Annotated in this window: 21 protein-coding genes; 13 read left to right on the forward strand and 8 right to left on the reverse strand. The window is 64.2% G+C overall.

The features are described from left to right. Positions 1–143 precede the first annotated feature (143 nt). Entirely contained in the window at positions 144–1,925 is a 1,782-nt protein-coding gene (locus tag AC1DHY_RS01745; protein ID WP_476903074.1) for an ABC transporter family substrate-binding protein, read from the reverse strand. Positions 1,926–2,308: 383 nt separating this feature from the next. Further along, a complete protein-coding gene (locus AC1DHY_RS01750; protein ID WP_476880295.1) occupies positions 2,309–2,743 on the reverse strand; it encodes an SRPBCC family protein in 435 nt (144 codons plus the stop codon). 156 nt (positions 2,744–2,899) lie between these two features. Here AC1DHY_RS01750 and AC1DHY_RS01755 point away from each other — a divergent pair, with 156 nt between their 5' ends. The 3 genes from AC1DHY_RS01755 to AC1DHY_RS01765 are packed head-to-tail and all read left to right on the forward strand — an operon-like array spanning position 2,900 to position 4,938. Further along, positions 2,900–3,592 (forward strand): histidine phosphatase family protein, encoded by a 693-nt coding sequence (locus AC1DHY_RS01755; RefSeq protein WP_476880296.1) that lies wholly within the window; start codon positions 2,900–2,902, stop codon positions 3,590–3,592. A gap of 24 nt (positions 3,593–3,616) precedes the next feature. After that, on the forward strand, positions 3,617–4,171 hold the full coding sequence (locus AC1DHY_RS01760) for a DUF3090 domain-containing protein (RefSeq protein WP_476880297.1): 555 nt from the start codon (positions 3,617–3,619) through the stop codon (positions 4,169–4,171). Continuing rightward, positions 4,171–4,938, forward strand: coding sequence for an SCO1664 family protein (locus tag AC1DHY_RS01765; protein WP_476880298.1), 768 nt, complete (start codon positions 4,171–4,173; stop codon positions 4,936–4,938). Before AC1DHY_RS01760 ends, AC1DHY_RS01765 begins: the two co-directional genes overlap by 1 nt. Before the next feature lie 100 nt (positions 4,939–5,038). Here the strand turns inward: AC1DHY_RS01765 and AC1DHY_RS01770 are convergent, their stop codons facing one another. Further along, on the reverse strand, positions 5,039–7,951 hold the full coding sequence (locus AC1DHY_RS01770) for an alkaline phosphatase family protein (RefSeq protein ID WP_476903075.1): 2,913 nt from the start codon (positions 7,949–7,951) through the stop codon (positions 5,039–5,041). A 205-nt stretch (positions 7,952–8,156) separates the two neighbouring features. Between AC1DHY_RS01770 and AC1DHY_RS01775 the strand changes: the two genes are divergently transcribed. Together AC1DHY_RS01775 and AC1DHY_RS01780 are read left to right on the forward strand one after the other, a co-directional pair. After that, a complete protein-coding gene (locus tag AC1DHY_RS01775) occupies positions 8,157–8,873 on the forward strand; it encodes a VTT domain-containing protein (RefSeq protein WP_476879980.1) in 717 nt (238 codons plus the stop codon). A gap of 122 nt (positions 8,874–8,995) precedes the next feature. Then, entirely contained in the window at positions 8,996–10,018 is a 1,023-nt protein-coding gene (locus tag AC1DHY_RS01780; protein WP_476879981.1) for an AI-2E family transporter, read from the forward strand. Between the two features lie 75 nt (positions 10,019–10,093). Here the strand turns inward: AC1DHY_RS01780 and AC1DHY_RS01785 are convergent, their stop codons facing one another. Together AC1DHY_RS01785 and AC1DHY_RS01790 are read right to left on the reverse strand one after the other, a co-directional pair. Beyond that, on the reverse strand, positions 10,094–10,618 hold the full coding sequence (locus AC1DHY_RS01785; protein ID WP_476879982.1) for a hypothetical protein: 525 nt from the start codon (positions 10,616–10,618) through the stop codon (positions 10,094–10,096). 132 nt (positions 10,619–10,750) lie between these two features. Next, positions 10,751–11,320 carry a TetR-like C-terminal domain-containing protein gene (locus AC1DHY_RS01790; protein ID WP_476879983.1) on the reverse strand — a complete coding sequence of 190 codons (570 nt, stop codon included), beginning with the start codon at positions 11,318–11,320 and terminating at the stop codon, positions 10,751–10,753. 55 nt (positions 11,321–11,375) lie between these two features. On the opposite strand from AC1DHY_RS01790, the gene AC1DHY_RS01795 reads away from it, so the two are divergent. Then, positions 11,376–11,873: a DUF4188 domain-containing protein gene (locus tag AC1DHY_RS01795; RefSeq protein WP_476903076.1), complete on the forward strand. Its 498-nt coding sequence runs from the start codon at positions 11,376–11,378 to the stop codon at positions 11,871–11,873. A 210-nt stretch (positions 11,874–12,083) separates the two neighbouring features. Here AC1DHY_RS01795 and AC1DHY_RS01800 read toward each other — a convergent pair whose 3' ends face one another. Then, positions 12,084–12,701: a hypothetical protein gene (locus tag AC1DHY_RS01800; protein ID WP_476879985.1), complete on the reverse strand. Its 618-nt coding sequence runs from the start codon at positions 12,699–12,701 to the stop codon at positions 12,084–12,086. A 56-nt stretch (positions 12,702–12,757) separates the two neighbouring features. After that, positions 12,758–13,822, reverse strand: a complete 1,065-nt coding sequence (locus tag AC1DHY_RS01805; protein WP_476903077.1) for a sodium:calcium antiporter — start codon at positions 13,820–13,822, stop codon at positions 12,758–12,760. A 228-nt stretch (positions 13,823–14,050) separates the two neighbouring features. Between AC1DHY_RS01805 and AC1DHY_RS01810 the strand changes: the two genes are divergently transcribed. The 4 genes from AC1DHY_RS01810 (at position 14,051) to AC1DHY_RS01825 (ending at position 19,175) form a co-directional block, all read left to right on the forward strand. After that, positions 14,051–14,269: a hypothetical protein gene (locus AC1DHY_RS01810; protein WP_476879987.1), complete on the forward strand. Its 219-nt coding sequence runs from the start codon at positions 14,051–14,053 to the stop codon at positions 14,267–14,269. Between the two features lie 108 nt (positions 14,270–14,377). Then, positions 14,378–16,213, forward strand: coding sequence for a thiamine pyrophosphate-requiring protein (locus AC1DHY_RS01815; protein WP_476903078.1), 1,836 nt, complete (start codon positions 14,378–14,380; stop codon positions 16,211–16,213). A 107-nt stretch (positions 16,214–16,320) separates the two neighbouring features. Next, positions 16,321–18,093 carry a glycoside hydrolase family 15 protein gene (locus AC1DHY_RS01820; protein WP_476880120.1) on the forward strand — a complete coding sequence of 591 codons (1,773 nt, stop codon included), beginning with the start codon at positions 16,321–16,323 and terminating at the stop codon, positions 18,091–18,093. A gap of 59 nt (positions 18,094–18,152) precedes the next feature. After that, positions 18,153–19,175 (forward strand): SDR family oxidoreductase, encoded by a 1,023-nt coding sequence (locus AC1DHY_RS01825; protein ID WP_476880119.1) that lies wholly within the window; start codon positions 18,153–18,155, stop codon positions 19,173–19,175. Between the two features lie 398 nt (positions 19,176–19,573). Here the strand turns inward: AC1DHY_RS01825 and AC1DHY_RS01830 are convergent, their stop codons facing one another. Further along, a complete protein-coding gene (locus AC1DHY_RS01830) occupies positions 19,574–19,948 on the reverse strand; it encodes a MarR family winged helix-turn-helix transcriptional regulator (RefSeq protein WP_476903079.1) in 375 nt (124 codons plus the stop codon). A gap of 219 nt (positions 19,949–20,167) precedes the next feature. On the opposite strand from AC1DHY_RS01830, the gene AC1DHY_RS01835 reads away from it, so the two are divergent. From AC1DHY_RS01835 to AC1DHY_RS01845, 3 genes are read left to right on the forward strand one after another with little or no spacing between them, the layout of a single operon-like run. Beyond that, on the forward strand, positions 20,168–20,626 hold the full coding sequence (locus AC1DHY_RS01835; protein WP_476880117.1) for a hypothetical protein: 459 nt from the start codon (positions 20,168–20,170) through the stop codon (positions 20,624–20,626). After that, a complete protein-coding gene (locus AC1DHY_RS01840; protein WP_476880116.1) occupies positions 20,623–21,279 on the forward strand; it encodes a gluconate 2-dehydrogenase subunit 3 family protein in 657 nt (218 codons plus the stop codon). The genes AC1DHY_RS01835 and AC1DHY_RS01840 overlap by 4 nt, the downstream gene beginning before the upstream one ends. After that, a complete protein-coding gene (locus AC1DHY_RS01845) occupies positions 21,279–22,916 on the forward strand; it encodes a GMC family oxidoreductase (RefSeq protein ID WP_476903080.1) in 1,638 nt (545 codons plus the stop codon). The genes AC1DHY_RS01840 and AC1DHY_RS01845 overlap by 1 nt, the downstream gene beginning before the upstream one ends. Positions 22,917–22,970: the final 54 nt, after the last annotated feature.

Here is a 22,970-nt window from a genome sequence, read left to right on the forward strand (position 1 = left end):
GGACCGGTCGCAGAATTAGGCCGGATGCCCCGGCCGACGCGGCCGCGCCAGTCATCGCCGGGGAGGGTCGCTAGAAAGGCGTCGGGACCGTAAAGCCGTGGTCCCGACGCCTTCAGCTAGCAAGTGTCACTTGGGGTTGCGGGCTACTTCTGTGCCCACTCCCAGAAGTTCCACCAGACACCGGTCTGGTTCGGCATGTACTTCACGCCGGTGATGCGGTCGCTGTACGCGTCCACACCAACAGCCTGGAAGAGGGGCAGGCCGTAGCTGGAAGCCCAGATCTTCTTGTCGACCTGCTGGATGAGGTCATCCTGCTTGGCCTTGTCGGTGGTGACGATCAGTTCGTCCATCAGCTTGTCAGCTTCGGGATCGCTGAACTTGTTGAAGTTCGAGCCGTTGCCGGACTTGAAGATCTGCGGAACACCGGAGACACCGACGCCCGAGTTGATCCAGCCGAAGATGGTGGCATCGTAGCTGCCGTCACCGAGGGCCTTGCCCCAGTCAGACTTGCCGAGGCCGCCGTCGACGATCTTGAAGCCGGCCTTGGCGGCGGACTCACGGATCAGGGAGAAGGCGTCAACACGGTTGGGGTTGTCCTTGTTGTACATGATGCGGATCGACGGCGTGGCGCCGTTGAGCAGCTTCTTCGCACCGTCGATGTCAACATCCTGGTACGCGGAGGAGCCGTTGTCCTTGACGGAGTCGGCGTACTTGGCCTGGTCCGGGACAAAGAGCTGGGAATCGAGCGGCTTGGCCTTGTCGTCCAGCTTCTTGACGATCTTGTCGACGATGTCCTTGCGCGGGACCGTCTTCATGAAGGCCTCGCGGACGTTCTTGTCAGCGAACGGGCCGCTGTAGTTCAGGTCAAGGTGGTCGTAGGAGAGCTGGTTGCCGACGTCGACGGTGACGCCCTGGCTCTCGAGGGCCTTGAGCTGGTCCAGGGTGTCAGCGGAAGCCTGCGGTGCGATGATGTCTGCCTCGCCGTTCTTCAGCGCCTGGACCTGGGCCGGAGCTTCACCGATGTAGCGGACGGTGATTTCGTCCAGCTTGGGCTCCGGGCCCCAGTTGTAGTCCTTGTTCTTGACCATGGTCAGGGACTGGTCCTGGTTCATCGCCTTGACGACGTAGGGACCGTTGGAGAGGAAGAGGCTCGGGTCGGCCGGCAGCGTCTTGGTGTCGAAGCCGGTGTTCCACATATCGGACATGGCCTTGAGCTGCTTGTTCGCCGGCTTCGGGTTCTTGACGTCGCCGCGCGGCATACCCTTCAGGAGGTCCAAGAACGCCTTGGTGTCGGCCAGGCCGGCCTTCTTGGCGAGGACGTGGGCCGGGATGTCGACGCCGGGGCCGCCAAGGGCGATTTCCCAGTCAGCGAAGGGCTTGGAGTACTTGATGGTCATGGACCGGTTGTCGTCGCCAAGCTGCGGGAAATCGGTCAGCGCCAGGCCGGTCGGATCGCCGGCGTAGGAGAAGTAGGAGGTTCCCTTCTTTCCGTCCGCGTCGGCGTCGTTGTAGTAGCCGGAGAAGGCGGCCCACTGGAGCACCAGGTCGGCGGCGGTGACGGGGGTGCCGTCGGACCACTTCACGCCGTCGTTGATGGTGTACTTGACGGTCAGCGGGTTGTCAGAGACCTTTTCCATCTTGCCGAACTTTTCGTTGCGGACAACGTTCAGCTTGTTATCGATGTAGAAGAACCCGGAGTGGGTGGCGTAGCTGACTTTCGAGTTGATATCCGTGTTGCCGTCAGCGGTGTTGGAGTTGAACGTGTTGAACGCGTTCACCTCGACGACTGTTGCCGATCCGCCTGATTTGGCTGCTGCCGCCGCGGACGACGGGGTTGACCCGCCACTGTTGCCCGCGCAAGCGCTCAGTGCGAGTGCTGCAGCTGCCGCGACCCCCACTGCTTTGGAAATACGACCGAATCGCATTCCGCCTCCTTGTTTCTGTGGTGTGGATGAGACCGGCGCCTGAGGCACCAGACAGACGTCCACACTCCCCCAGCGGCAGTGTGGCGCGTCTCACATGGCATGAAGCGTAAACCCGTTGCGCTGAAGAACGGCATGAAAGTTGTTCACCGGTATAGTTCGTTATCGAGCTGCAACAATTGGCCGCCCCGTTAAGTAGATTTTGTCGAAATTCATTGACGAATCCGGGAGTCCGGGATAAAGACCTAATGCCGCAAAAAGCCCAGATCCATGCGGATCGGGGCTTGTCGAGTTAATCGGATATTACTGTCGCGGGAGGCCAAAGAGGTGGAGCTTTGGGGTCAAAGTAGTGGTGAATCGAAAGTACTCCCCACGATCGTGTTCCTCTAGCGGGCTTCGAGGACCCTCTTGAGCTTCGCCAGGTCCTTGCGCATGGCCCTGCGCATCATGGGCGCCATAACGATGCCGGCAAGCGTCGAGAACCCGGAGGGTTCACCAGTATTGCGGAGGGTCATGAGGGTGCCGCCATCCTCGTCGGACCAGGTGTAGCTGGTCCGCATCGGGAACGGCCCCTGGCTTGTCCGCATGGTGAGTTTGTGGCCCGGCACAAGTTCGGTGAACTCGTAGACATAATCCAAATTTCGGCCCAGAAACCGCGCGGTGAAGGCGACCCGGGATCCGACAGCCAGGGGCCGCGGCGTCTGCCATTGTGCAGAACGGATGTTCACGTACCAGGCCGGTGCGTTGTCCGGGTCGGACGCATAGCTGGCCACGAGCTCGCGGGGCTGCCGGATCAGTATTTCGGTCTGGACGTTCACCATGGGTGTTCCTCTGTGTGTTGCAGGCGGGGCCGAGATGCCGGAGGAGGCGCATCCCCACTATCGCATGCCGAGCTGGCCGGCGGCCCGTCCAGGGTTCTTCGACAGGGCCCGCCGTTGCGGTCACGCCTGCATCGAACGGGTGGTTAGGCTGGGTGGATGGCGACCGTCATTCTCGTGCGGCATGGCCGCACCACAGCAAATGCCACTGGACTGCTGGCCGGCCGGGCACCCGGCGTCGGCCTTGACGACGTCGGCCGCGACCAGGCAGCTCTAACCGGAGGCCGGCTAGCTGCCGTGCCCCTGGCCGGGGTGGTATCGAGTCCCCTGGAGCGTTGTCGGCAGACCGCCCAGTTCATCCTCGACCGCCAGGCGGGCACGCCCTACGCCCCGGTCGATCCCGATCTTACCGAGTGCGATTACGGCTTGTGGCAGGGCCGGAAGCTCAGCGATCTCGCCTCCGAGGAGCTGTGGCCGGTCGTGCAGTCGCAACCGTCCGCCGTCGTCTTTCCCGGCGGTGAATCCATGGCGACCATGCAGGCCCGGTCAGTGGCGGCGATTCGGCGCCACGATGCAGCCTTCGAAGCCGAGTTCGGGCCGGGGGCGGTCTGGGCGGCGGTGAGCCACGGAGACATCATCAAGTCAATCCTCGCCGACGCGCTAGGCATGCACCTTGACCTGTTCCAGCGCATCAACGTTGGCCCCGCGTCAATATCGATCGTGCGCTACGGCGCCAGCCGGCCAAGCGTTTACGCGACCAATACCGACGCGGGTGATCTGTCATGGCTGTCGAACGGCATTCAATCTGGTGATGCGCCGGTGGGCGGCGGTGCAGGGCAGAAGGCGCCATGAACCTCATGTGCCTAAAATACTGACATGCCTACACGTGTTCACGAGTTTGTCTGGCCCGATCGGGTCGTCGTCGGCACCATTGGCCTTCCGGGGGCGCGCACGTTCTATCTGCAGGTGCGCGCCGGGGCGCAAATTGTGAGCATTGCCCTGGAGAAGCAGCAGTCGGCTCTCCTCGCCGAAAAGATCGACGAGATTCTCGACCAGCTGAGCACCGTCGAGGGCAACCCTTTCAGTGTTCCCGCAAGCACCCCCATTGAACTGGTCGACAATGACGAACTCGAGGCCGTCCAAGAGCAGTTCCGAACCGGCGCCATGAGCTTGGGCTGGGATCCGACAACGGCGCAGGTCGTCCTGGAGGCCTACCCCATCACCGATGCCGATGATGATGACATCGACGAGTTCCCTGATGCGGACAGCGATTCAAAGCCCGAAATGGTGCTGGTACGCATGCCGGTGGGCACCGCCCGCGCTTTCGCGAAACGCACCCGGGAGATCGTCGGCGCCGGGCGCCCAACGTGTCCACTGTGCGGATATCCCATAGACGCCGACGGGCACATCTGTACCCTTCCCGAAGTCTGATGCCGGCACCGGACCTCGTGACCGCCGAACTGACGCTCACCGGCCGCATCACGACGGCGTCAAACGCCACCTTTCTGGGCAGCATTGGCGACGTGGTGGTCGTCTATAAGCCGATGGCAGGCGAAAGCCCGCTATGGGATTTTCCCGACGGCGCCGTGGCTCACCGGGAGGTGGCTGCTTATCTGGTCTCCCAGGCCCTCGGCTGGGACATTGTGCCGCAGACCTGGCTGCGCGAGGGACCCCTGGGCCTGGGAATGGTGCAGCTCTGGCAGGACCGCGACCCCGCGCAAAACCCTGTGGACCTCGTGGAGACGGGCCACGTTCCGGAGACGGGGTGGAAACACATTCTCGAAGGACGGAACGAGGACGGACGGACGGTCGCCCTCATTCACGAGGACTCGCCAGCGCTCAGACGGATGGCGGTGTTCGACGTCGTCGTCAACAATGCCGATCGCAAAGGGGACCATATTCTGGCCATGGCGGACGGACACCGGCACGGCGTGGACCACGGACTTACGTTCCATCGTGACCACAAGCTGCGCACAGTGCTGTGGGGATGGCTTGGTGACGCCCTGACCGCAGAGGAACGCGACGGCATCGGCCGGGTCAGCGAGGGGCTGGACGGTGGGCTGGGCCGGGAGCTGACGGACCTGCTCACGGCCGAGGAGATCGAATCGCTCGCCGCGCGCTGCATCCGGTTGCGCCGGGCGGGACGGTTTCCGGCTCCGAGCGGTGACATGCCCGCGGTGCCCTGGCCTCTGTTTTAGCGGAATTGAGGCTACGTTTCCTGCGCCCGCTGCGTGACCACCCCAGAGACCAGGCTCCGGCGCTCTGGGGTGGTCACTTACGTTTGCGGACCGGTGCTGATCAGCCGTCCTCGTGGTTCGATGAGCCCGCGGGTACGCCCGGTACGTCAGCGGGTCCATAGATCTTGGTGTCGCCGGGGTAGGGGCTTTCCCAAGTGTGGGTCTGGTACCAGGTCCAGCGGTTGAACAGGTTCGGGTCCGCAGAGTCTTCCTTCGCGCCGTTTCCTGTCAGGTGCTGCCTCTCGGACCAGGTCCCCCACTCTTCGGCGGTTTCCTTCATCGGTGCCGGGACAGCGACGGCTTTGGCTGCCGCGGTGTTTACCGCTGCGGCGCCGGGCCCAGTCTGGCCCAGGGTGTCGGGGCCGCAGGCGGGCGCGGTCTTCACACCCTCGGTGAGTGGTATCTGGTTCGGGACCGCGTTGAACGGTGTCAGATCGGCCTTGTTGGTGAAGGCGTCAAACATCGGGGTGGCCGCGGCGACTTTCTGGTTCAGCGGCTGGGCGCCGAGGATCTGCTGAATGGTCCGCACCATGTTGATCTGTGAGTAGAAGGTGCTGACTGTCTTGCCGTGCGCCGCGTAGGGGCTGATGACCTGGACCGGGGCGCGGTGGCCGTCTACGTGGTCGGTGCCGTTCTGGCTGTCGTCCTCGGCGATAAAGATTGCCGAGTCCTTCCAGTACCGGGAGTGCGAAATTTCGTCGACGATTTTGCCCACGGCGAGGTCGTTATCGGCGACCTGCGCCCTGGGGTCGGCGGTGCCGCCGGTGTGGTCGCTGGAGAGCCACGTCATCTGGAAGTTCTTCGGTCCGTTCTTCTCAAAGTCCTGCTTCCAGGTCGCGTACCGGTAAATATCCGGCACCGATGTGTCGAACGGCGCCGCGTTCGGGTCCGTGATTGTGCTGAGCGAAGGGATGGACGAGCCGGCGTGCATCTGCAGTTCCGGGGTGAACAGCTTTGCCGGGTCGCCCCCGGCCATCGTGCTCGTGGCGGCGCAGTAGTACTGCTGCCACGTCGCGCCGGCCGGTTTGCCCTCGGTGGAGTCGAACTCGCCGTAGTTCCTGGCGGTCTGGCCTGCATCCTGTATGGAGGTCCAGAGGAACCCTGAGCGCTGGTGGCCCAGGACGTCATTCTCGGTGTCGTATGAGCGTTTGTACTCACCGGCGCTCGTCTCCGTATATGCCGGGTCGTCGCCCTGCATCATCCAGTTATGGCCCTCGGCCGAGTTCGTACCGATGTCGTAGGTGTTGTCGTACAGGCTGAACTGGCTGGCGAGGGCGTGTTGGTTCGGAGTCACTTTGGCGCCGAACTGGGCCAGTGACGCGTCGCCGTTGCCCTGCTTCATGTCGCCGTAGACCTGGTCGTAGGTGCGGTTCTCCTTCACGATCAGGAACACGTGCTTGATCGCCGAGGGTTCCCCGATCCGCTTTGGCACCGCCACGGCCGCGCCGTGGTCGTTTTGATCTTCCTTCTGACCCTCCGTTGCCTGCTTGGCGGAGTTGCCGTCCCACCCGTTCTGCCGGAACACCGTGTCCGTGTACTGCCGTATTTTGTCGTCACCGGGCAGGGTAAATCTGGTGAGCGAGGCCGTCGTGGAGTGCGTGCCGTGCCCGGTCGCCGACGTGGTGCCCGGGCCCTCGCTGATGGTCTGGTCGGGGCCGAGCGCGTCGATGCCGCGGACATTGGTGACTACAATCTGGTTCTTCACCGCGGTGATGTTGCCGGGGTAGTAGTCCGTCGGGAGCAGCCCGATGTAGCTGGCCGGGTCCCTGGGATCGTGTTTGTTGATTTTGTAGACTGCGACGGCGTTCGCACGGCCGAGCGAGATCAGCAGGTGGTCACCCCGCATAGTCAGGGCTGTAGGTTCATAGCCGACCCGGGATGACGCCCACGGCTGCGTCGCGATGGTCTGTAGAACTTTGTTGCTGGCGGTGTCCACCACTGAGACGGTGTCGCTGTTGGTGTTCGCCACGTACAGCGTGGGGCCGTCAAGGTACATCGCGGTCGGGTGCAGCTGAACGTCGATGGACGATACCGTCGCCGCGGGGTCGGTCGTGTCGATAACGCTCAGCGTGCCGGTCGTGGAGGTGCCGAGCTTGGGGTCTGCGGGAACCTGAGTGCCGTAGGAATCCATGGTCGGTTCCCCGGCGAGAGCCCGCCGGCCTCCCTCGTTGGAAACGTACAGCTTTGTTCCGACGAGCTTCAGCTGCCGCGGGGCGATGCCCGTACTGAAAGTCTGCTTGACCGTACCCGACGTCGGGTCGATTGCGACGACCGCGTTCTGGCCGTTCACGGCTGCGTACAGGGTCGAGCCGTCGCGGGAAAACGCCATGCCGGCAGTCAGGGCCTGCTTGTCGCCCGCGTTGGGGATGCTGATGGCAGTTGCGGTCCCGAGCGAACCGTCAGGGTTGAACGGGTAACGGAGGATCCCGCCCGCAACAGGTTCGTAGACGAACTTCCCATCAGGCGAGAAGACCGGGCCTTCCTGGCCCACGGAGCCATCCGTGATGTGCTGGTATGCCATGTTGGCGAAGCCTGCTTTTCCCGCCGCGGCCGCAAATGAGGCATCCGAGAGCGTGCCCGCAGCGGCCACCGGCTTATAGGTCGCGAGGTCAAAAACCTGCACATCGATTGAGCGGTCAGCGCTCGTCGCGACGAGATAGCGGCCGTCCGGGCTGACGGTCGAGCCCATAATCTTGCCGAACGGAGTCATCAGACGGTCGCCGATGGGTTTGATCACCTGATTCGAGGAGATCTGCTCCCCGTCGTTGTTCTGGGTTCCGACCTGCTGCTGACCGAACGGAAGCGTCGAAGCGGCAGCGATACCCGCTCCGCCGAGGACTGCCAACGTGCAGCCCGCCGCCACAATGGCAAGGGGCTTGCGGGCGCGAACCGACTTCGAGAGCTGGCGCAGGACGGAGGGGCCGGGTTCTCGCCCGCTGGTGGATCCACTGGCTGTTTTTGAGACTTTTGTCATGCCAACGAACCTACGGATTCCAGCTTAAATCCAGGTGACGCCCTTGGTTATTCCAGGCAACCATCTGCCGCCCAATCCGCGATCCCGCCACTCGCCACCTATCCCCGCCCGGGCACCGGCATACGGTCCTCTCCCCTTATCGGTGCTGCTGCTCCCCCGCGCGGCAGCACCGGAAACCAGCACCCCCCTGGCCTACTCTGGAGGCATGAACCCACTTGTGTTCGCAGCGGCGTTGCCCGCCGGCCCGGTTACACCAGTCACCGGGCTTCTGCCCCCGTGGCTGGATCCTAATGAGTTCCTGCGCAACCCGGCCCTCGCGCCGTGGGCGGTTGCCATCGTGTGCGTTTTCCTGTTCATCGAAACAGGGCTGCTGGTCGGCTTCTTCCTGCCCGGGGATTCGCTGTTGTTCACGGCGGGCCTGCTCGTTTCAACCGGCACCATCCAGGTAAACATCGCGCTCCTCGCAACCGCGGCGTTTGTGGCGGCCTTCGCCGGCGACCAGACTGGCTATCTGATTGGCCGGAAGGCAGGACCCTCCGTCTTCAACAAACCCGAGTCCAGGCTCCTGCGCGGCGAATACGTTGAGAAGGCACATGCTTTTTTCGAGAAGTACGGCCGCCGGTCAGTGGTGCTGGCCCGCTTCGTACCCATCGTCCGGACCTTCCTCCCGGTGACGGCCGGGGTCGCGAGGATGCGCTACCGGTCGTTCATCCTCTACAACGCCGCCGGGGCACTTCTCTGGGGTGTGGGTGTCACGCTGCTGGGATACTGGCTGGGACACTTTGACTGGATCGGCGCCAACATCGACCTGATCTTCATCATCATCGTCCTGGCCTCCTTCGTTCCGATCGGAGTTGAACTGGTGAAGAACCGCCGTAAGCAAAAGCAGGAGTTTCCTGACCGGCAGGGTGGCGTGTCATGAACCAGGTTGAATCGGGCGAGGGGACGCCGCAGGGCCCACCGAACTCCCCGACCCTTGCACCCCGGTTGGGCAGGCTATGGACGGATCGGCTCGGCCGGTCAAGCATCCGTGCCATCCAGATAGTGTCCCTGGCCGCACTGGTCTGGATCGTTGTGACCGTAGCGACGCGGGTTCCGCTCGTAACGACCCCCGTCCTCATCGCCCTAATCCTGGCGTCAGCGATGGCACCTGTCGTCAGGGGGCTGGCAGCGCACGGTTGGCCGCGGGCCTTGGCCGTGCTGTCGTCGTTCCTGGTGATCCTGGCCGCGGCGGCCGGCGTCGTCGGGGGCATCGTGACACTGGTACGGCAACAGGCCCCTGCTCTGGCAGCCCGGGCTGAGGCCGGCGTCGGACAACTCCAGGAATTCATCACCACCGGGCCGGTCGCCCTGTCTAACGCTCAAATCGACGCATTCAAAACCGAGGTCCAGAAGTTCCTGGCCGGGGGAAATCTTGGCGCCGATGCACTGACCGGGTTGAGGACCGCCGGGGAGATAGCGGCAGGAACGGTCCTGACGGCCGTGATTCTGTTTTTCTTCCTCAAGGACGGCGAGAAGATCCGCGCCTTTCTTATCGGTTTCCTCCCCGCGGATCGCCGGGAAACGGCACATCTTGCCGCGAACCGCAGCATCGTTGTTCTGGGAGGCTACGTCCGCGGGACGCTCATCATCGCGGGCATCGACGCCCTGATTGTTTTGATTGGGCTGCTGATCCTTCGAGTGCCGCTTGCGCTGCCGCTGGCCGCAGTCGTTTTCCTGGGCGGCTTCATTCCGATCATCGGGGCGACGGCGGCGGGAAGCCTGGCCGTCCTGGTCGCCCTGGTCGAGAACGGCCCGGTGCCGGCCCTGGTGGTGTTGATCATTCTGGTCGCCGCCAATCAGTTTGAACACCACATCCTCCAGCCCCTCTTCATGGGGCATGTCCTGCGAATCCACGGACTGGTCATCATCCTCGCCCTGGCCGCCGGGGCGACACTGGCCGGCGTCATCGGTGCGCTGCTCGCGGTGCCCCTTACCGCCGTCGGATGGACCATTTACAAAACGGTGGCCCGCCCCGAACCTGCCGTCCCGGCCCCCTCGCCGGACACGACGATCGCCCCTGCGTAAGAGCAGCAGCGGGGGCTGCTCCCGGTGGACACAATGGTCGCCCCCGACGTCCCGCCCGTTGCTGCTGAACCTCCATCAACCGATGATGTAGGCAAATCCGCGCCCGTCCGAGGCGGCCGCGCTGACGAAGACTTTCGCTCTGTCCAGGAAAGCGGCGGCATAGGCCACCTCGGACTCCAGCGACTGGCCGTATGAGCAGGACCCGCCCAAGGCGGAGTTGATGTCGCGGTGGTTGATCGCTTCAAGGTCCCGGGCAATCAGTGCGACCTCGTGCGGCGGAAGTGCACGCACCCACGGGTACCAGGAAAAACCATCGTCGGAGTGTGTCACCTGCCCTTCGAACATCCGGTAGGAAGCTCTGGCCGCGGCACCCGAAGAGCGGGGAGCGGTTAGCCGCTGCAAATACGGCCATGCCTTATCGAGATAAAGGAGGTCGCGCTCCGGCAGAGATTGCCGGAGGTCTGTGACGCCCTGAATGAAGCCAGGCTCAAGGCCGAATGCGTCCGCGAGCGGGTCGGGGCCGATCACGGCGCGCGGGTCAGCAAGTGCTTTCCGGGCCTGATCACGGTCAAATGCGTAGGCGTAGTATCGGATTCCCATACGACCGATTCTGAACGGACAGCAGGTTGCGCGGTTCAGAATCCTGCCACATGTGAATAACTTGCGGAGCCGGACCAACGGCCGTCAGACCTCCACTTCCAACCTTCCTTCGCTTGGGGCCAAGGTCCTTCCCTAGGCTCCCAGCGAGCGGTCAATCTGCCCGAGTGCGGCATCATACGCCGCGTCCCAAGTCCAGCCGGCCGCTGGCGTCCCGGCAAGTTCCAGGGACACCAGTCCATGGACTTGGCCCCACACAACTCCCACCGCCGAGGCGATCTCATCCTCCGATGCTCCGGGCAGCGCTGATGTAACGGCGGCGAACAGCGGCCCGATCGCTGGCTCAACGGCTCCTGGCGTCGGGCGGCACGGCACCTGGCTGGCCAATGAGCCGCCGAACATCAGGCCGTAGAGGACCGGATGCTCCAGCGCCCAGGCCCGGTAGGCCCGCCCCAGTGCTTCGAGGCCCCCGGCAGCTGCCGCCTTTTGGGAGGCAGCAAAGGAAGCGAAGCCGTCGTCGAGCACGGCACTCAGCAGTTCCGCTTTGCCTCCGAAGAGTGAATAGACCGCCGTCGTCGAGGTCCCCGCGGCAGCAGCAAGACCGCGCAGCGACACGAAGGCGGCGCCGTCGCTGGCGATCTGGGAGGCTGCGGTTTCCAGCAGGCTGCGGCGCAGGGCATCGTCATGAACTACAGGTCTTGCCATTTGCCCAGTATGGCATAACACTGTTCCGTAACACTGTTATGGAAAGGAAATAATGATGACACAAGTGCAAAAAGGCCGATTCACTGCCGCTCCCAGGGGCCCGGTTACGGTCTTCCTCATCGGGATGCGCGCGAACCGGTGGCGAAAGTTCGGGAAGGTGGCAAGCGTGGGCGCGTCCATGCCAAAGATGCTCGACTATCTGGCCAAGACGCCGGAGGCCGGATTGCTGGGCTACCAGCAATGGTTCGGCCGGACCACCATCATTGTCAGCTATTGGAAGAGCCCGGAGCATCTGCAACGGTTCGCGGCGGACCGGTCAGCGCCGCACCTTGAGCCCTGGCGCAGGTTCATGCGCGAATCTGCCGGCACCGGTGACGTCGGCATATGGCATGAGACCTACGAAACAATCCCGGGTGGCAGGGAAAGCATGTACAGCGACATGCCAGTCTTCGGGCTGGCAGCCGCAACCGGCCACGTTCCGGTCGGACCAGGACTGAACACAGCACGCCAGCGTTTTGCTGCGGACGAGTCGAGCCGTCATCCGTCCGATTGAGAGGTCTCAGCCGAGGCTTGCAGGCGGCTTCATTTTCCCTCGGCCCGAAAAAGTGCATGGCCGCCGAGAACAGGTGTTCCCGGCGGCCATCCCTTTGCGGTCTCAGGCGGACTAGACGTTGAAGCGGAACTCCACCACGTTCCGTCATGGAATAACCTTTCATCCAACTTGAGAGCGGCGGGGAGCCAGTGGGCCGCTGAGCTTACCGCCTTAGCCGACTTCCCCTCCGCGGGGGTTGGCCCGCAGGGTCGTCCGGCGCCGGTTGGATGTGCGGGCAGACTGGGTGACCAGGACTATGGCAACCACGACTCCTACGAAAACCAGGCCCACGGCGATTCTCGTCGTCCGCCGGGAAATGACGGCCCGGTTCACAGCCTCGGGGGCACCCGCGGGAGATTCGATGATGGGCACGTCCCAGTCGTCCCTGGAGGGGAAGATTCCGGGCGGAAGCTTTTCCGCTCGAAGCCCGCGGCGGCCCGCGAGGCGGTTCCGGACTTCTTGATTGGGAGCGGGCACGGCGGAGTCTGCTGCGACCGCAGTGGGGAAATCAATGAGGTAGGGCTCACCGTAGAACGCCGAAGAGGCGACGGACTCCAGCCAGGTGGCCGGCGGTTCCGCAACGCCGCGGGCAGCGAAAGCGGACCGCAGCCTCTCCAGGATCTCGGCGAGGCTTTTGCCTTCGGAGTCCTTGCTTGCCTCGAAGATCGCAAGTTGAAGCTGCAGCTTCACGTCCGCAGCAGGGACGTTAACGGTGGGGTCCTGCCCGGCAGGGTCCCCTTCGAGTGGCTCAGCATTCACGGCGCCGGACTTGCTTGGGTCGGTATTCATGGGCTTCCTTTCATCGTGGTTCTCCGCTTCCCGCTCGCAGGGTATGGCAAGGGCCCTCATCCTCCGGCGACGACGAAGAGTCCGGCGACGCCGAGCGCATAGAGCACCAGCACAATCAGGGAATCGGCCCCCATCCTCGCTATGCGCCGCTGGGGCCGGAAAAGCAGACCCAGCAGGTACACGACAGTGAGGAGGATCGCCAGGGCCGTGAGGTAGATGTCGGTGGCCTGGGCCTGCGGCAGGACCGCCTTGCCGGAGATGAGGACCGCCAGAAGGAAAAGAACCGGAAGGAAGGCGTTTCCGCCAAAAATGTCGCTGACTGCCAGCTTGTAATCACCCTGGCGTACCGAGGCGAGGCCGGTGGAAATTTCCGGCAGGGACGTTGCCAGGGCCAGCACAGTGGCGCCGAAGAGCACACCGGAGAGACCGACCTGCTCCGCTGCTGCACTGCCACTTTGTTCAAGCACGACGCCGGCAATCAGGGTGGCGACGGCGGCGACAGCAAAAACAGCAACAGAAGCGCCGGTGCCCTGTGTTTTCGTGGAGTCGTGCTGACTCTTTGCCTTGCTGTGGCCCCTGGGTTCGGACTGGCTTTCCGGGGCCTCGCCTTCCTCCTGCCAGGGAAGGTGTTTCTGCGCGCGCTGGACAAGTAACAAACCCACAACCCATACGACTGCGATCAGAACCGCACTCGGCGTCACGCGCGCGAACACTACGCCTGATGGCATCTGGCTTCCGGCGATGACCACGGCGAGCACGGCGACGACAGTCACGGCCTCGATGACGAGCGTCAGGGACGCAGCCTTGTAGGTCAGGGGGTGCTTTCCCTTAACGCCGAAGACGTCCAGCACCACCAAAACGACTGTCTGCAGGGCAATGCCGCCGAGGATGTTGCCCACAGCAACTTCCAGGTCCCCGGACATGGCGGCGCTGACCGTGATGGCAAGCTCGGGAAGATTCGTCGCGATGGCCAAAAGAATCAACCCGCCCAGAGCTGAGCCGAGATGGAAGCGCTTGTCCAGAATGTCGGTCTTCCTGGAGAGCTGGATGCCAGCGAACCAAATCACGACCGAGGCGCCGACGAAAATAACGATCAGAAGCCACAGAGGCAAAGACCCCATCACTACCACGATCCAATCCGGGCCCGCTGGCCCACTCACGGAGCATCCATTGCGCTGCGCGGAGTTCCCCCGGCCTCAGAGCCCCGTCGCACAACAGCCGTCCTTGGAGTGCCACGGCAAGGGGGCGAGGCGAAGTTATTTCCATTGCGCTTACGCAATGATAGCGTAAATGCAAGGAACTGCCGTGCGGGCAGCCTGCCGCATACGCCCCCTTTAGGAAGGAAGACCATGGAACAAGGTTCAACGGCCGTCATCCAGTGGCTGTGCTGGACAATCGCCGTCGCCAGCGCGGGTACCGCCTTGATTCGGGCCGGTGTCGCGGCCACGGCGGGACCCCTCGTCGTACGGCAGAAAAGCGGCGTCGTCGGCGTGCTCTGGATACTGTGCGCCGCCTCTGCCCTCACCGGCTTTATCCTCGCCGCTGCGGCAGTCCGGGCTGGCAGCTGAACAATTACCACGGCGCGCCGGCAGTCCTCGGGTAGGCCCCAAACTGCTCATGACGGCCATGGCCGCACGCCGCCCGCCCGCCCTCGGAACATAGTAGGAGGAAGAACCATGGCAACTGTTAGCGATTTTGTGGTCCAACGCGTCAAGGAATGGGGAGTCAGCCGGATCTTCGCTTTTCCCGGCGACGGGATCGGTGAGTTCGACGGTGCCTTGGAGAAGGCCCAGCGCGATGGAGCGGGACTTAAGTACGTGCGCCCCACGCACGAGGAGATCTGCTCCCTGATGGCAACCGCCCACGCCAAGTTCACCGGTGAAGTCGGCGTCTGCGTTGCCACTTCCAGCCCGGGCGCCTTCCACATGCTCAACGGCCTCTATGACGCCCAGATGGACAACCAGCCGGTCGTCTCGATCGTGGGCCAGCAGGGGCTGAACTCGCTGGGCACCTTTACGCAGCAGGAGAGCAACCTCGAACGCACCCTGTCGGATGTCGCCGTGTACGTCCAGACGATCGTCTCACCCGAGCAGGCCCAGGCGGTCGTTGACACCGCCTTCCGTACCGCCAGGGTACGGCTGGGTCCGGCCGTGATCATCATTCCCCATGACGTGCAGGGAATGAACATGCCCGAACTCACTCCGCAGAACTGGGTGTCACGCTCCAGTGCCGTTGCCCCGTCCATCTCAATCGTCCCCCCGGAAAGCGAGATCGTGAAGGCCGCCGGCATCCTCAATGCTGGCAGTAAAGTCACCTTCATTGTCGGCCACGGCGCAAACGGGGCCACCGACGAGGTCCTCAGGGCCGCCGAGCTCTGCGGTGCCGGCCTGATCACGGCCCTTCGCGCCAAACAAGTGATCCCCTCCGACGTGCCGCACCACTCGCAGCAACTCGGTCTCCTCGGCTCCCTGCCCAGTGCCCACCAGATGAGCGGATGCGACACCCTCGTATTCCTCGGCACCAACTACCCGTACAGCCAGTTCCTGCCCGAGAGCGGACAGGCACGCGCGATCCAAGTCGACCTCAAGCCCGAGCAAATGGGATTGCGCTACCCCACCGAACTCAACCTGTGGGGTGACGTGAGGGCAACCCTCACCGCGCTCATCCCGCATCTAGAGGCAAAAACCGACCTCTCCTGGCAGAACACCGTCGCCGAGGAAATGGTGGAGTGGGAAAACGAGATGGAAGCCCAGGCCATGCTGACCTATCAGGACGGCGTCAACCCCCGACGCGTCTACCACGAGTTGAACAAGCGCCTGCCCCCGCAGGCCATCGTCACCGCCGACGCCGGATCCACGGCGGACTGGTACGGACACCACATCCGACTCCGCCGCGGCATGCTTGGTGATCTTTCCGGACGCCTTGCCAGCATGCTCGCCGCGATGCCTTACGCCATAGCGGCAAAGTTCGCCTATCCGGACCGTACTGTTGTCTGCACCATCGGTGACGGGGCCTTCCAGATGCTCGGCTTGAACGAACTGATCACGATCAAGAAATACCTGCAGGAATGGGAGAATCCGCAGCTGATCATCATGGTGCTGCACAACAACGACCTCACACAGGTGTCCTGGGAAATGCGTACCGAGGACGCCAATCCTGTGTGGCCCACCTCCCAGGACGTCCAGTCGGTTGACTATGCCGGGTGGGCGGAATTGCTCGGGTTTACCGGCATCCGGGTCAAGACCGACAGTGAGGTCGCCGGCGCATGGGAGACCGCATTCGCGAACCACGGTGTCACCCTCATCGACGCGTACACCAGCAAGAACGTCCCACCCCTTCCCCCGCACATCACCCTTGAGTTCGCCAAGCACACCGCAGAAGCCCTTCTCAAGAAGGACCCCGACGAGATTGGGGTCGTACGCGACTCCGCTAAGGCCCTGGTCGCCGAAGGAATCGAACGGGTCAAAGGAAAGCTCCACCTCGGCCAGGACCGTGAAGAGAAACAACACTAGGGAACGCCCCGCCGATTCCCCATCCCAGCTCGGCCACCGCCGGGCGCCCAGCAATTCTTCAGGTTATTCATTGCGATAACGCAATTATTGCGCTTAGGCTACATAACATGCTTAGTAATTCGCTTCCGGGCTTTCCCCCTCACGTTTTACGTGAGTACGCAATGGTTGCCGACGGCGCCCGTGCGGCCCTAATAGGCCCCGGTGGGGAAGTGGTGTGGATGTGTGCACCGCAATGGCAGGACGACGCGGTGTTCTCGGGACTCTTGGGCGGCCCCGGAACGTACGCCGTGACGCCTACCGACCCGCACAACGTCTGGGGCGGACAGTACGAGGACGGAACGCTGATCTGGGTGAGCCGGTGGGTAACCGGCTCAGGAATTATTGAATGCCGGGAAGCGCTGGCGTACCCCGGGGATCCAACCCGGGCCGTGCTGCTGCGCCGGATCCGTGCCGCGCGGGGCCAGGTAACCGTGCGGGTGACGTTGGACGCCCGAGCGAACTTCGGCAAGCACAAGATGACCAGGCTTTCCTGTGCCGACGGTCTATGGACCGCGAGCTCCGGAGACCTCAGGATCCGCCTCGGCGGCGCGCCGGGGGCGAAGGCGGGATCGGAAGGACTCGAAGTGGTTCTCCAACTTGCCGAAGGCGAACACCACGATCTGGTTTTGGAAATCTCCAACCGCGAACTGCCCGCGGAGCCCGTGCAGGCCGCTCCGGCGTGGAGCGCGACAGAAAATGCGTGGCACTCGGCAGTCCCCCGCTTCGACAACACCATATCCGCGGACGACTGCCGGCAGTCCTACGCCGTTCTTCGCGGAATGACCGGGGTGGGAGGAGCCATGGTCGCCGCGTCGACCATGGGCCTGCCCGAACGGGCCGGGCAGAAAAGGAACTACGACTACCGCTACGCGTGGATCCGGGATCAGTGCTTTGTCGGCCAGTCGGTGGCGGCCTGCAAGATGTTTCCGCTGCTGGATAGCGCGGTCGGTTTTGTTTCGGCGAGGCTGCTCACGGACGGACCGGAAATGAAGCCGGCCTACACCACCGAGGGGGGCCGGGTCCCGGATGAATGGGATGTTGGGCTGCCCGGCTACCCCGGGGGGTCCGGCAAGGCCGGCAACTGGGTCAATGACCAGTTCCAGCTGGACGCATTCGGGGAGTCCTTGCTGCTGTTCGCCGCCGCTGCGGAGCATGACCGTCTGAACCTCGAGCACTGGAAGGCGGCGGAGATCTGCGCGGAGGCCATCATGGCGCGGTGGCAGGAACCTGACGCGGGCATGTGGGAACTCGACAACAGAAGGTGGGCCCACTCCCGCCTCATCTGCGCCGCCGGGTTGCGCGCCATCGGCCGCAATGCCCCGCCGCAACAGGGGGCCGCGTGGACCTCGCAGGCTGACGCCCTCATTACCGATGTGGCCAACGACTGCCTGCATTCCAGCGGACGGTGGCAACGGGCACCCGACGACGACCGGGTCGATGCGTCCCTGCTTCTCCCGGTAATCCGGGGCGCCCTTCCGGCCGACGATCCCCGGTCCGTGGCCACTCTCAAAGCGATCCGGGACGACCTTGCCCACGACGGGTACCTGTACCGCTTCCGCCAGGACGGACGGCCGCTGGACCAATCCGAAGGCGCCTTCCTGCTGTGCGGCTTCGATATGGCCATGGCCCTCCACCAAAGCGGGGAGACCACGGAAGCGGCTCGCTGGTTCGAAAGAAACCGTGCCGCCTGCGGCTCCCCGGGACTCTTCACAGAGGAGTACGACATCGAACAACGCCAACTCCGGGGGAACTTCCCCCAGGCCTTTGTGCACGCAGCCCTGCTGGAAACATCCCGGCGGCTGGCGGATCCCCCGCCACCATGGCGGGGCCTGAATTCTTGACAGTGAGCACCACCAACCACCTCCGGGCGAGCTTGCCCGGGCGAGGACGAGGAGCACGCATGAACACCTTCAGGGACAAGACAATCGTTGTCACCGGCGCCAGCGGCGGTATCGGGCGGGCCACGGCCATTGCCTTTGGCCGGCATGGTGCCTCCGTCGCCCTGCTGGCGCGCGGCGAGGCAGGGCTTGCCGGTGCAGCCAAAGAAGTCGAAGACTCGGGCGGCCGTGCCCTGACCATCGCGGTGGACACGTCCGACCATGATGCCCTCGACGCGGCAGCAAGCCGCATAGAGCAGGAACTGGGACCGATTGACATCTGGGTCAACGTTGCCTTCACTTCCGTGTTCGCCCCCTTCGCCGAGATCAAGCCGGAGGAATACAAACGCGTCACCGACGTCAGCTACCTGGGATACGTCTACGGAACAATGATCGCGCTGGATCGCATGAAGAAACATAACCGGGGCACCATCGTCCAGGTCGGCTCGGCGCTGGCCTACCGGGGCATCCCGCTGCAGTCCGCCTACTGCGGCGCCAAGCACGCCATCCAGGGCTTCAACGAATCACTTCGCTGCGAATTGCTGCACGACGGGAGTCCGATCAAAACGACCATGGTGCAAATGCCTGCGGTCAACACGCCACAGTTCAGCTGGGTGCTTTCCAGAGTGCCGAACAAGGCCCAGCCGGTTCCGCCGATTTACCAGCCGGAAGTCGCTGCCCGCGGGGTGCTCTTTGCCACCGCCCACCCGCAGCGCCGGGAGTACTGGGTGGGGGCCAGCACCGCAGCCACCCTGGTGGCGAACGCTGTGGCCCCCGGGCTGCTGGACAGGTACCTGGCCCGGAAAGGATTCGCTTCCCAGCAGAGGCCGCAACGCCGCGACCCGGAACAGCCCGTCAACCTCTGGGAACCGGCCGACGGGGACCGGGATTTCGGCACCCACGGGGCGTTCGATGCCCGCTCGGCGGCGCGGAGCCCTCAACTATGGGCCTCCCACCACCACGGCACCGTCCTTGCGGCTGCCGGCGCCACCGCGTTGGGTCTGTGGGCTTTCGGCGGTTCGCTGCTGGGAAGGACAGTGCGGTGAGGGCGCTGGAAGCCACCCGGGCCGTGTACGGACTGTGCCAGCTGGCCTGTCCGGGCATGATCTTCCGCCTGGCGCTCGGACACCAGCCGGACCGGCGGGTTCGCGCAGTGGTCCGTATTCTTGGCGCGAGGCACCTCCTGCAGGCGCTGGTCATTGGTGCGGCGCCTGCCTCCCGATTGCTGCACGTCGGCGCCGGTGTGGTGGACTCGTTGCACTCGGCCAGCATGGTGGGGTTGGCGGTTACGGATCGGCGGCGCCGCAGGGTCGCCGCGCTGGACGCTGTGGTTGCCGCCCTGTTCGCAGGTACGGAATTTGGCCTGAGCGGTCGGATCAGGCCGCGCCGGCCCGCGGCGCTCCCGCCAGCGGCCCTACGCAAGCGGCGGTGAAACTATGTCGATTCAGCGGTGGAGGGCCAGGGCGAAGCGCCCGTCTTCGGTTTCAGTCTCCCCGGAGGCCTTCGCGAACGCGTTCATGGCCTCGGTCAGGGACTTCCGGGTCTGGGCGGGCAGGTGTTCCAGGACCGCTGCTATCGCTTCACGCCGGTGTGACATGACCTGCTCAACCAGTTGCATGCCCTTGGCGGTGAGGACCAGCTTGGATAGGCGGCGGTCCTGCGGATCCTCGCCCCGTTCAATCAGCCCGGCCTGTACCAGCCTGTCACACGTTCGCGTGGCGTTCGAGGGATGGACCCCCAGTTCGACAGCCACAGCACCGGGGTTTTGCGGGCCGCGGTTCGCGATGAGCACCAGCACCCGCAACTGCGGTGTCGTCACCACGTCTTCTACTTCTGCCACTGACTGCGCGGCGACCCGGAGAAAGATGTTGGCCGCCCGTACCACCGCATCCACCTCGCTGCCACCCAAGATCACTTTCCGCGCACCGGCGGCTTGTTCTGCATCTTCTGAATTTGCCACACCACGAGTATCCATCCATCTGTTGCGCAAATGAAATATTTGCGTCGCGGTAGAACCAGTCTGACGACAAGGAGCGCCATGAAGACACCAGTTACACCCGGGGCAACCGTCTACGGGATAGACCGGATGATCCGCAACGTGGAAACCGGCCGCTTCGAGCGGTCCCTTTCCGGGATTACCGCAATCGGCGCCCTCGTGACCGCCGCGGAAATTTATTTTGAGCATGACAAGGCAAGCTTTGGCAACAAACTGATGTGGATCCCTGTTGCCCTCGGACCGGTCGGAGCAGCTGCCGGCGTGGCTGGAGTGTTCAGCAGGCGGATGGCCAAAACGGCGCTCCCCCTGGCCTCCGCAGCGATTGTCGCCAACGGCCTGCAGGGAACATATCTACACGCCCGGGGCATTGCGCAGAAACCCGGCGGGTTTTCGAACTTGAAGTACAACATGGAAATGGGGCCGCCGCTGCTGGCCCCGCTCCTGGTGACTCTGGTGGGCGGCATGGGTCTGCTCGCCGCGGTGCTCAGGAGGGAAAAGTGACGGCCCTGCCACTGGATCCGAAGGACGGGGGCGGCCGCTTCCCGGGCTTCGATGCCCAGGGGCAATCCGGGCACTGGGATCAGGTGACGCAAGGCGTCGTCCTGGCACGCCTCGGCCGGCCGGCCGACCTGCGCTTCTTCACCGTCGCGGAGGAGGCAGCGGCTAGGGCGTTGTTTGACCAACTGCTGGACCAGCGCCAGGAACCCCGGGTCCCGGTGGTCAACATGGTCGACTCACGTTTGGCCGAGGACCAGACCGACGGCTGGCACTACGAAGGCATGGAACCGGACCCGGCGGCCTGGCGCAGCACCCTCGCGGCGTTGGACGCCGAGGCCCGGGCCCGGAGCGGGAACGCGTTTTGCGAGCTGTCCTGGGATGAGCAGGAAGGCCTCCTGACGGACATTCACCACGCCGAACAGTGGCGGGGGCGGCAGGCACCCCAGGTGTGGAGCCTCTGGACCCGGTATGCGTGCACGGCCTTCTACTCGCATCCCCTGGCCTGGGATGAGATTGGTTTTGCCGGGCCCGCTTATCCACGCGGATACAAGAATCTTGGCCTCGACGCCCGTGAGCCTTTCGAAGTGGCGGACGCCCGCCCCGGACAGGATCCGGCCCGTCCCAAAACAAAATCCGGGAAAGGGAGGCGGCACTGATGGCCTCGGTAAAAGATAGGAACGCCTCCGCGTGGCTGCTGCCCGCCGTGCCGGGAACTAACCACGCCCTGCGCACCGACATGGCCCGGTTCCAGGACGATGACGAAGTCGATATAGTGATCGTCGGGTGCGGTGCGGGCGGCTCAACTCTCCTGCAGCGCTTGGCCCGCGCGGGCTGGAAGGCAGTCGCTCTGGATGCGGGCCCCTTCTGGGACCCGGAGCGCGACTGGGTCAGCGACGAGGCGGCCTCACACCACCTGTACTGGACGGAACCGCGGGTGATCTCCGGGGACGATCCGGTGCCCCTGGGCTCGAACAACTCGGGCCGGGGCGTGGGCGGCTCCATGGTGCATTACGCAGGCTACACCCCCAGGTTCCACCCGAGTGACTTCCATACCTACAGTGCCGACGGGGTGGGCGCCGACTGGCCCTTCGAGTACGAGGATCTTAAGTCGTACTACGAGGACATCGAAGGCGAACTTCCGGTGGCCGGGGAACACTGGCCGTGGGGCGATCCACACTCCTATCCGCACAGTCCGCACCCCGTCTCCGGGAACGGCGAGCTCTTCCTGCGCGGCGCACTGGCCTGCGGTATCACCGCGAAGGTCGGCCCAGTCGCGATCTCCAACGGCCGCTTCGGCAACCGGCCACACTGCATCTACCGCGGCTTCTGCCTGCAGGGCTGCAAGGTCAACGCAAAAGCCTCACCCCTGATCACCCACATTCCGGACGCCCTGCACCACGGCGCAGAAGTACGCGCCGACTCGATGGTGACCCGGATCGAAGTTGATGATAAGACAGGCAAGGCTACGGGCGTGCACTATGTCCGCCACGGCCGCACGCGGTTCCAGCGCGCCCGGATCGTCGCCGTCGCCGGCTACTCCATCGAGACCCCCCGCCTGCTGCTCAACTCCACCTCCAAGCGATTCCCGGACGGGCTGTGCAATGACTTCGACCAGGTGGGGAGGTACCTGATGGTCCAGGGTGCGCCCCAGACGGCCGGCAGGTTCGACTCAGAAGTGCGAATGTGGAAGGCGCCCCCGCCGGAGGTCAGCTCGGAAGACTTCTACGAAACGGACCCCTCCCAGCCCTACAAGCGCGGGTTCTCGGTGCAGACGGTGTCACCGCTGCCCATCACCTGGGCCGAGCACGTCGCCGCCCAGGGTCACTGGGGAGCAAAGCTGCGCGCATACATGAGTGACTACGTGCACTGGGCCTGTCTGGGCGCGCTGTGCGAGTTCCTGCCGCAGGCGGAAAACCGCGTCACCCTGGCACAGGAAAAGGACCGAAACGCGATGCCGGTAGCGCACTTCCACTACTCCCAGTGCGAAAACGACCGACGACTGATGGGCGCCGCGCAGGACGTCATGGAGAAGATCCTCAAGGCCGCCGGGGCCGACGAGGTCATCACCATCAAGCGCTACGCGCATTTGGTGGGCGGGGCCAGGATGGCGGCGGACGAGCGCCACGGCGTCGTCGACGCCGATTGCCGCAGCTTCGCCGTGCCCAACCTCTACATCACGGACGGCAGCGTACTGCCCACCCAGGGAAGCGCCAACCCGGCCCTGACCATCATGGCCGTCGCAGCGCGCGCCGCCGAACGGCTGATCGCCGGCGGAGCCAACAACGCCACCTGAACCAAACACAGCCCACTATCCAGCTTCGCCGATAGCCAGAACCAAGCTGCAGGA

The organism is Arthrobacter sp. 05L44 (assembly GCF_056397605.1).